We start from the raw sequence: 8,482 nt of genomic DNA, 5'->3' as shown, positions 1-8,482 counted from the left end.
CATCGGCCGCATCGCAGACGCCTACACCCCCGCCGAATGCGCCGACTGCTTCAGCGCATGCCGATACGATCCAGACTGGTAGGATTCCGCTCTAGTAGGTCACCGCCAGACGGACCCCGCCCCAATGGCGGCCGCCGACCGTGATCGGGGCCGAGAGATCCTTCATCAGCACGAAGTTCCCGCCGCCCATGTCCCGGCGATAGGTCTGAAGCAGGAACGGCGCCGTCGAGCGGCCGGCCTTCAGCCCCACCCGGTCGTTGAAGATCCGGCGGTTCCGGCAGTTGGCGGCGTTCCACACCGGGTCCGGCCCCTGCGGCTGGGAGAACCTGCGGTTGTGAACCGGAAGATAGCCGTTCCGGTCCACCGCCGCGCAGAAGATGATCCGCGCATCCTCGGCCGCCGCGGGCTCCAGCAGCTCGGGCAGCACCTGCTCGCAGAAGGGGGTGAACGGGGCCATGACCTGCGGGGGCTCCGTGCCCTCGATCGGGGCGTAGCGCTGGTCGAAGAGCCGGCCGGCGTCGATCGCGCCCCTGGCCAGCCCGGCCTCGAACGCCGCCGAAACCCGGCCCGCCACCGCGCGCACCAGCGCGATGAAGCGCGCGTCCGCCATGTCGCCGCCCAGCCCGGCGGCGGCCTGAACCATCCCCTCGGACAGGTCGACCAGCCCGTCGAGGCGTGCGCGGCTCTCGCTCACCCTTTCCACCGAGCCCTGGACCGCCCAGCGCATCCGGTCCATGGCGCCGTCGAAGGCCATGCCGCCTTGTTCGATCGCCACGGCGTGTTCGGCGATATCCGCGCCCTGGCCGCGAATGCCCTGCAGCGCCTCGGAGGTCCGGCCCAGCCGCTGGCCCACCTGCTCGGCCTGCTCCAGCACTTCCCCGGCCATGCCGGAGGCCTGGCCGGCCGCGCCGCGCAGGTCCTCCGCCCAGGCGTCGAGCGTCCGGATGCGGTCGCCCACCTTGTCGGCGGCGGTCTTGGTGCGCTGGCTCAGCGCGCCGACCGCGTCCGCGACCACCGCGAAGCCGCGCCCCGCCGGCCCCGCCCGCGCCGATTCGACCGAGGCGTTGATGGCCAGGATGTTCACCTGCATGGCGATCTGGCTGATGTCCGCGTTGCTCTCGGCCACGCCATGCAGCGTGTCCTCCAGCGCCTCGATCCGCGTTTCAAGAGAGCGCGCCCAGTTCGCCAGATCCCGGATGCGGGTGACGGCGGCCGCCAGCGCGCGGGTCGAATCCTCCGCCAGCCGGGCGCTTTCGTCGGTGGCGGCGCCGATGGCCCGCGCGTTCTCGGATACCGAGGCGTTGGCCGCCGCCACCTCCGCCGCGCCGGCGCGCAGGTCGGACAGAAGCGCGTTCAGCGCGGCCGAATCCTTGTCCACCTCTTCGAGGAAACCGGCGAGATCCACGATCTCCCGCCCCAGGCGCAGGGCGGACTCCGACAGGTCCGTGGCCGCGGTTCCGCTGACCGGCGGCGGCGGCGCGGGGGCGGGCGTGCGGGCGAGGGCGCCGGACCGTCCGTCCGCCATCTGGGCGACGTGCCGGCGCGCGCCGGCAACCGGGCCGGACGGGAGCGCGTGAGCGGTGGGCATGCGGAAACCTCCAACCTCCCCCGGAGGCGACGTCGCGTCCGGGGCGAGGCGGTTGTCGCAAAGCCCGATTAACTCGAGGTTGAGGCGGGCCGCCTCCGCGGCGCCCGGCCGCCCCGTTCGGCTCAGCTCAGCTCAGCTTCGAGGAGATCACGCCGGTGTTGACGCCGCCCATGCGCAGCTCGCCGAACAGGCGCTGATATTCCATCTTGGGGCAGAGATTGCTGACCACCTCGACGCCCCTCGCCTGGGCGCGCTCCGCCGCGGGGCCGTTATGCACGCCGATCTGCATCCAGATCGTCTTCAGTCCGCGATCCGCGAGATGCTCCAGCGCCTCGTCCACCACGCCGCCGGCATCCTCGGAGCGGCGGAAGATGTCCACCATGTCGATGGGCCCGAGGCTTTCGGGGATGTCGGCGAGGCTGGCGCGCACCTCCTGTCCCCACAGGCGCTTGCCGGCCTGCACCGGGTTGACGGGGATCACCCGGAAGCCCTTGAGCGCGAGGTAGCGCCCCACGTAATTGGAGGGCCGCACCGGATTGGGCGAGACCCCCACCATGGCGATGGTGCGGGTGGCGCGCAGGATGCGCCGCAGCCCGTCGGGGCCGGGGGTGAGGGTCGGGAGGGGCGCTGCATCGGTCATGCCGTGAAATCTAGGCGCCCGCGGGGGGCGAGGAAAGAGTTCGCGCGACCGCGGCGCGATGTCGTCGGACAAAAAAAGCCCGCGCCGAAGCGCGGGCTGAAAGTTTGAACGAGGGACAATGAGTTGACGAAGCCAGGGCGAACCCAACCACGTCGGCTCATCCTTCCATATGGGGCGGAATGGGCGGAATTCAAAGCCCTCTCGAAATCTTGCGCTTTGTTACAAGGGCTAACGTCACGCGGCCGACACGCTCAGCGGCGGGCCGCCCGCGCCGCGTAGAGCGCCACGGCGGCCGCGTTCGAGACGTTGAGCGAGGCGAACTCCGCCGCCGAGGGAATGCGCGCCACGCTGTCGCAAAGCCCGCGGGTCTTGTCGCGCAGGCCCGGCCCCTCGGCCCCCATGGCCAGCGCCAGCGGTCGGCCGGGCAGGGCGGCGACGGCGGCGTCCATGTCGGTCTCGCCCAGCCCGTCGAGCCCGACGCAGGCGTAGCCCAGCTCCTTGAGCTGCTCCATCGCGGTCCCGAGATTCTTCACCCGCAGATAGGGCTGCCGCTCCAGCGCGCCGGAGGCGGTCTTGGCCAGCGCTCCGGTCTCGGGCGCCGAATAGCGCTGCGGGGCGATCACCGCGCGGGCGCCGAAGACCTCGGCGGATCGCAGGATGGCCCCGACATTGTGCGGATCGGTCACCCGGTCGAGCAGGACCACGAGGTCGTTCTCGCCCTGCGGCGCGCAGATCTCCTCCAGCGGGCCCCAGTCCAGCGGCTCGACTTCCAGCGCCGCGCCCTGGTGGACGGATTGCGGGTCGAGCGGGGCGGGAAAGCGGCGGGGATCGGCGATCTCGGGTTCGAGCCCGGCGGCGGCGAGCACCTCGTCCCCCAGCCGCAGGGCGGCGTTGCGGGTCAGGATCAGGCGGCGGCGGACCCGGGCGGGGTTGAGCAGGGCGTCGCGCACGGCGTGCAGGCCGAAGAGCCAGACGGGCGGGGGCCCCTCGCGTCGCGCGCGTTCCTTATCCACCACCCAGTCGGGCTTGCGGGCCATGGCTCGTCATCCTCGTCTTGCGTCATCCTCCGCAGACCACGTCCCGGGGGCGGGCGCAAGTCGGGCGGGCGCGGGCGGGCGGCGGGACCCTGCGACGCCGGGTCCGTGCCGGAGCCGTCACGAAACCGCGCCGAGGCGGGTTGACCTCTCGCGCGGGTCGCCTTACACCCCGCGTCGCGCCCTGTGGAGGGGTGGCAGAGCGGTCAAATGCAACGGACTGTAAATCCGTCGGGGAAACCCTACGCTGGTTCGAATCCAGCCCCCTCCACCACGCACCCCCCTGACGAACCGTGGTAGTTGCGCCGTATCGGAAGTCCACGCGATTTCTGTGGGTTAGGCGCGTATGGCGGTGTCGGAACCTCACGAGAGCACGGATATCGGAGCGGAAACGCCCCTCGTGGGGGCGTTTGCTCTGCGGGCGTGTTTCGGGTGAGGTCTTGAGAGAGGCGTTGCGCTGGCGGCCCGGTCAATTCGGACGATGATCGAAGCCGAGGGCGCGCCGCTGCTCGGCCCAGTCGAGCGGGAGGTCCGGCAGGCGGCGCAGCGCGCCAGCGGTCATCGTCTCCGGCTGGCGGCCGTTCAGGATCGCCTCGGCGAGGTCCGGCGCCAGGAAAGCCAGAGGCAGAATTCGGCTGACCGTTCCCTTGCGCTTCTCTTCGCGCCGCTCGATCTCTCCGACCGAGACGGCGGCGCCGGAGAGCAGCTCCTTCGCCCATCGCCGCGCGTCCGCGACCATCGCGATGAGGTCGGCATCCGGCTTCCGCTCGCGCCGGTCCATGCCGATGACGATGGGCTTGGCGCGTCCGGCCTGGCGGGTGCGCAGGGGCGCCTCGATCCGAATCGGTTCGATCTGCGCATCGCTGGCCATGGGGCGGATGAGTGTTTTGGCGCTGATCGTGATCGTCATGATCCCGTCGCCCAGGTCGATGCGATGGATGAGGTCGAGCAACGGGCCGATCCGATCCGCAGCGCTGGCGGCGATGGCCTTCGCGCGGTCGAGCGCGTCCGCGATGGCCGAGGGCTTCGCGCCAGCCTGAAGCAGGTCGGCGGCGAGCCGGTCGGCATCGCCAATGCGTTCGGTTAAGGTTTTTGTAACGAAAGCCTCGATACTCTCAGCAGGCATCCGCATCGCCGGCGCGCCCTCATCCGGCCGAGAGGCGTAGTACCAATACCGTTTGCGAACCGTGCCCTGGCCCGCCCGGATCGAGCGGGAGGCGTGGGTCGGCTTCATCGCGCGGCCCTGCGCATCGAACAGCAACCCGTCGAGCGGCCGCATCGTCGGCCGAGGGGCGCCCGTCCGCGCCCCGCCCCCGTTGTCGTCGAGCGCGCGCTGAACAGCTTCCCAGGTCGCGCGATCCAGGATCGCCGCGTGGAGGCCCGGATGGTGCTCGCCCTTGTGGCGGGTCTCGCCGATGTAGACCGGGTTGCGTAGAAGGGCGTGAAGCGCGCCGCGTGAGATCGGCTTGCCGCCCGAGCCGTTCGCCCGAAGCTTGCTGACCACGCCCGATGCATCCAGTTCCACCTTCAGCGCCCGAACGCAGCCGAGATCCAGATAGCGGCGGAAGATCATCCGCACCGTCTCCGCCTCGCCGTCGTTGATGACCAACGCCCGGTCCTTCACGTCGTAGCCCAGCGGCGGCAGGCCGCCCATCCACATCCCTTTGCGCTTCGAGGCGGCGATCTTGTCCCGGATCCGCTCCGCCGTGACCTCCCGCTCGAACTGGGCGAAGGACAGCAGCACGTTCAGCGTCAGCCGGCCCATCGAGCTGGTCGTGTTGAACGCCTGGGTGACCGAGACGAAGGACACGCCCGCCGCGTCGAAGATCTCCACGATCTTCGCGAAGTCGGACAAGGCCCGGGTCAGCCGGTCGACCTTGTAGACCACCACCACGTCGATCCGCCCCGCCTGCACATCCGCGAGCAGGCGCGCCAGGCCGGGGCGGTTCATGGTCCCGCCGGAGATGCCGCCGTCATCATAGCGGTCGGGCAGTTCCCGCCAGCCCTCGTGGCGCTGGCTGAGGATGTAGGCGGCGCAGGCCTCGCGCTGCGCCTCCAGCGAGTTGAAGTCCTGGTCGAGGCCCTCTTCGGACGACTTGCGGGTGTAGATCGCGCAGCGCTTCAGGCTCATCGACCGGCTGCCTCGCGCAGGCCGAAGAAGGCCGGGCCATTGCGCCGAGTTCCGGTGATCGCCCGCGCGACGGCGGAGAGGGAGGCGTAGCGCCGCCCCTTCCACTCGACGCCGTCCGCGGTGGTCAGCACCTCATGCGTCTCGCCCCGCCAGGTCTTGATCAGCCTGGCGCCGGCGGGCGTCGCCTGCGTGGGCGCGGTCCCTCCGCCGGCCTGCAGCGCCGCCGGCGCGGAGGCGCCGGACGCCCGCGCCGTCTCGATCCGCCGCCAGGCGTTGGCGAGCCGGGCGGGTTCGCCGCCCAGCGCTTCGGCTTGCGCCGCATGCGCCAGCGCCAGCCGCATCAGCCGACCGCCGGCGGAGGCGGGCGCGGCCGCGCCCGTCCTCTCCGCCCACACCAGGCGGAGCGCCGCCGCGTCCAGCCCGCCCAGCCGCTCCAGCTCCGCCGCCAGGCGGGAGGCGGTCGAGCCGCCGCCTCGCTTCGCCGTCCGCTCAGGCCGCATCCGACCCGACCTCCTCGCCGGCGATGCGATAGACGGCCTTGCCGTCCGCGCCCTTCGCGCTCTCGACCGCGAGGCCCTTCTTCCGAACCCCGGTCAGCGCCGCGCGGGTGGTGTGGACCTGCCAGCCGAGCGTCTCAGAGAGGGCATCGATCCCGGCCCCGTCGGGCGCCGAGATCATCTCGACCAGCCGCGCCTGCTTCGTCCCGGGCCGGAAGTGGGGCTTGGCAGGGGCGGGTTCGTCCGCCGGCGCCGGCTCGCCGCTCGTCGGCGCCACGTCTGGCTCCGCCGTCGCATCAAGCGCCGCATCGCCGTCCTCGGCTGAGCTGCCCGGCAAGCCGATGGCGTCCATGCCGGCCGAGGCGATGCGGAGGCCGAAGCTCACGCCGTCCTCAGTCACCCGCCAGGCCTCGGCGTCGTGGCGGGCCGTCACCTCCTCCACCAGGCCCGCGTCGAGCAGGCGGGCCAGCGCCCGCTCCAGCGTCTTGCCCTTCGCCCGCACGCTCTCGGGCGGCGGCAGCAGCATGAAATCAGGCCGCGCGGCGGCGGCGGAGAGCAGCACGAGCTGCAGGTCGGTGAGCTTGATCTTCTGGGTCATCGTCGCGGTCTCCAGGCGAGGCCCGCGCCCGATGCGCGGCCTCCCACCGCGCAAGGCCCCGGCGACGAGCCCGAGGCGGTCGCGGCAGGCCCGGCCCTGCGTCGCGACGCCGACACCACCGCTTCCCGTGCGGCGGAAGTCGAGCGAATTCGACGGCCAGTCTGAAGAACATGAGAAGCCTGGAGATCAGGCGACCCGCGCACGCGGCGCCGTGGACGCTCGTCAGGCGCGACCTTTTCGAATGCCCGCCAGGAAACGCCGCGCCACGCTCCATGAGGGCGTCGCGCCATCGCCGGTTCCCGCGCGAAGACGGCGGAGACCCGTTCGTGCGCAAGGCCCGGGCCGGGGCGCGAGACACCTGGCAGATCGAGGCCAAGAACGACGCCGGCGAGACGACGTTCTGGGACCTCGAAACACAGGTTCAGATCGATCGCCGCTTCCCCGGCTTGCCCTCAAAGCGCGTCGATTTTCTTCTGACGCCAGGGCAGAGCTCCGGCTCGCCGCCCATCGTGGTGGAGTTGGATGGCTGGGAGCATCATGCCGGCGACATCGCGAAGGATCTGCAAGATCGACTTCGAATGGTGCGTTCTGGCCGGGTGCGAGTCTGGACGCTGACTTGGGACGACTTGAAGCCGAAGCCTGAGCCCAGGCATGCCCTTGCGCCGATATCCTCGAGTGCGGAGGCCGTGCACGATATCGCTTCGAAGATCGCGGCGACATCCGGAACGAGCGCCCGCGCGCTGAGAAAGATGTTGGGCTGGCTGACCTCGGCGGAGAACGCCCCGCCTACGCTCGACGCCCTTCTTGCGATCATGCGCGAGCCAGGTCTCGACCTCGCCGGCGCCGCCGGGGTGGTGGGGGCTGCGCTTTACAGGTCCGGGGATCCCCGGCTTCGGCCGGGTGCGCTGTCCGCCGCCGCCGAGTCTTTCCTTTCAGGAAAAGCGCCGACGACCGGATTCCGGTCCGGCGACCTTGTCCTCCTTCTGAACCCGTCAGCCGCCGCCGCTACCGGGAGCTTCGAGCCCGAGGCGTTCAGAGCGGTGCTGTCCGCAGACCTCGAGGATGCCGAAGACGCGACGGCGGCGAGCGGTCTCCGCAAGCAGACGCGGTTCAGGCATACATCGAGACCGAGGTCGCCGTCGGCGACCGTCTTGAAGTTGGCGGGCGGTGCTCCAGGGAACTGCTCCACCGGACCTCATCCGGCGAATTGCGCTAGATCGGGTTCATCGCGAATGCCTTCGGGTCCGGTGGTCGGTCCTCCGATCTGAGGGTCAGTGCCGTGATGCGGTATCCGGCAGATGAAAAGGAGCGGGATCGCCAGGCGGCCGCGGTCGTTGCGAGGGGCTGGGGCTACGTCGTTCTGGTGGAAGGCGCCCTGCGATAGGTGTGGATCGGCTCCGAACCGGGCCCCCGCCCCAGGAGCGCGCAAATATCTGATATCGAGAAACAATTCTTGTGCTGTCAAACGGCATTGGAACGGAACTTCTGATCGGCGCGGAAGAGGGGCCCGTTCCGGAGGCCCTGATGAGGCAGCCCTGACCGCGCCGTAGGCGGAGGTGCTGTCAGGGCTGCCTCGTCGCGCTTGAGGAGGGTAGGTCAGGCGTGGTTCTTGAAGCGCCAGCTGTCGTTGCCGATCTCGACGATCTCGCAAAGGTAGGTGATCTTCGTCATCTGCCGCGCGATCGACTCAGCCTGACGCCGCAACCGCGAGCGCGCGGGTGCGCGGTCCCCTCAGTCCGGCAAGACGATCTTCAGCCTCTTCAGCAGGCGCTTGTCATGCGCGATGTCGGCCTCGATCAGGTCGCGGTGAGGGTTATCGGGATCATCCTCGAGCGTCGCCTCCAGCTCGGCGACCTCGTCCTCGAACATCCGCTTGCGCGCGCGCAGCCAGTCCCAGTCTGTCAATCGGCGCCGAAGTTTGACCCCTTATCGGCCTCCAAAACTGCCCCCTCTGGGAGCACGGGGAGCTGGCCCGAGGCGGCGTAGCTTCCAGG

General features: G+C 70.6%; 8 protein-coding genes and 1 tRNA gene. 2 read left to right on the top strand and 7 right to left on the bottom strand.

What is annotated here, in order from left to right; all coding sequences use genetic code 11:
- Positions 1-91: 91 nt before the first annotated feature.
- The 3 genes from BLV24_RS21240 to BLV24_RS21230 all read right to left on the bottom strand — a co-directional run bounded on the left by BLV24_RS21240 (position 92) and on the right by BLV24_RS21230 (position 3,265).
- Positions 92-1,588 (bottom strand): methyl-accepting chemotaxis protein, encoded by a 1,497-nt coding sequence (locus tag BLV24_RS21240; RefSeq protein ID WP_092685675.1) that lies wholly within the window; start codon positions 1,586-1,588, stop codon positions 92-94.
- 127 nt (positions 1,589-1,715) lie between these two features.
- Positions 1,716-2,228, bottom strand: a complete 513-nt coding sequence (locus BLV24_RS21235; protein ID WP_092685673.1) for a CoA-binding protein — start codon at positions 2,226-2,228, stop codon at positions 1,716-1,718.
- A gap of 251 nt (positions 2,229-2,479) precedes the next feature.
- Complete coding sequence (locus tag BLV24_RS21230; RefSeq protein WP_092685671.1) at positions 2,480-3,265, bottom strand: TrmH family RNA methyltransferase; 786 nt, start codon at positions 3,263-3,265, stop codon at positions 2,480-2,482.
- A 185-nt stretch (positions 3,266-3,450) separates the two neighbouring features.
- On the opposite strand from BLV24_RS21230, the gene BLV24_RS21225 reads away from it, so the two are divergent.
- Positions 3,451-3,536: transfer RNA gene (locus BLV24_RS21225), tRNA-Tyr, on the top strand.
- Positions 3,537-3,731: 195 nt separating this feature from the next.
- Here BLV24_RS21225 and BLV24_RS21220 read toward each other — a convergent pair.
- From BLV24_RS21220 to BLV24_RS21210, 3 genes are read right to left on the bottom strand one after another with little or no spacing between them, the layout of a single operon-like run.
- Positions 3,732-5,393, bottom strand: coding sequence for a recombinase family protein (locus BLV24_RS21220; protein WP_092685669.1), 1,662 nt, complete (start codon positions 5,391-5,393; stop codon positions 3,732-3,734).
- Positions 5,390-5,893, bottom strand: coding sequence for a DUF2924 domain-containing protein (locus tag BLV24_RS21215; RefSeq protein WP_092685667.1), 504 nt, complete (start codon positions 5,891-5,893; stop codon positions 5,390-5,392). The genes BLV24_RS21220 and BLV24_RS21215 overlap by 4 nt, the downstream gene beginning before the upstream one ends.
- Positions 5,883-6,488, bottom strand: coding sequence for a DUF3489 domain-containing protein (locus BLV24_RS21210; protein WP_092685665.1), 606 nt, complete (start codon positions 6,486-6,488; stop codon positions 5,883-5,885). The genes BLV24_RS21215 and BLV24_RS21210 overlap by 11 nt, the downstream gene beginning before the upstream one ends.
- Positions 6,489-6,814: 326 nt before the next feature.
- Between BLV24_RS21210 and BLV24_RS21205 the strand changes: the two genes are divergently transcribed.
- Positions 6,815-7,756, top strand: coding sequence for a hypothetical protein (locus BLV24_RS21205; RefSeq protein WP_143040404.1), 942 nt, complete (start codon positions 6,815-6,817; stop codon positions 7,754-7,756).
- Between the two features lie 463 nt (positions 7,757-8,219).
- Here the strand turns inward: BLV24_RS21205 and BLV24_RS22175 are convergent, their stop codons facing one another.
- Complete coding sequence (locus tag BLV24_RS22175; protein ID WP_176954879.1) at positions 8,220-8,393, bottom strand: hypothetical protein; 174 nt, start codon at positions 8,391-8,393, stop codon at positions 8,220-8,222.
- Positions 8,394-8,482 lie beyond the last annotated feature (89 nt).

Source organism: Albimonas donghaensis, from assembly GCF_900106695.1.
In the GTDB taxonomy this organism is placed as follows: Bacteria; Pseudomonadota; Alphaproteobacteria; order Rhodobacterales; family Rhodobacteraceae; genus Albimonas; species Albimonas donghaensis.
Note: the sequence above shows the minus strand (reverse complement) of the source record. Positions and strands in the feature narration are given on the sequence as shown.

Bases quoted from the DNA above. Each gene is read 5' to 3' on its own strand.
- BLV24_RS21240 (WP_092685675.1), bottom strand. From the start codon at position 1,588: ATGCCCACCGCTCACGCGCTCCCGTCCGGCCCGGTTGCCGGCGCGCGC.
- BLV24_RS21235 (WP_092685673.1), bottom strand. From the start codon at position 2,228: ATGACCGATGCAGCGCCCCTCCCGACCCTCACCCCCGGCCCCGACGGG.
- BLV24_RS21230 (WP_092685671.1), bottom strand. From the start codon at position 3,265: ATGGCCCGCAAGCCCGACTGGGTGGTGGATAAGGAACGCGCGCGACGC.
- BLV24_RS21220 (WP_092685669.1), bottom strand. From the start codon at position 5,393: ATGAGCCTGAAGCGCTGCGCGATCTACACCCGCAAGTCGTCCGAAGAG.
- BLV24_RS21215 (WP_092685667.1), bottom strand. From the start codon at position 5,893: ATGCGGCCTGAGCGGACGGCGAAGCGAGGCGGCGGCTCGACCGCCTCC.
- BLV24_RS21210 (WP_092685665.1), bottom strand. From the start codon at position 6,488: ATGACCCAGAAGATCAAGCTCACCGACCTGCAGCTCGTGCTGCTCTCC.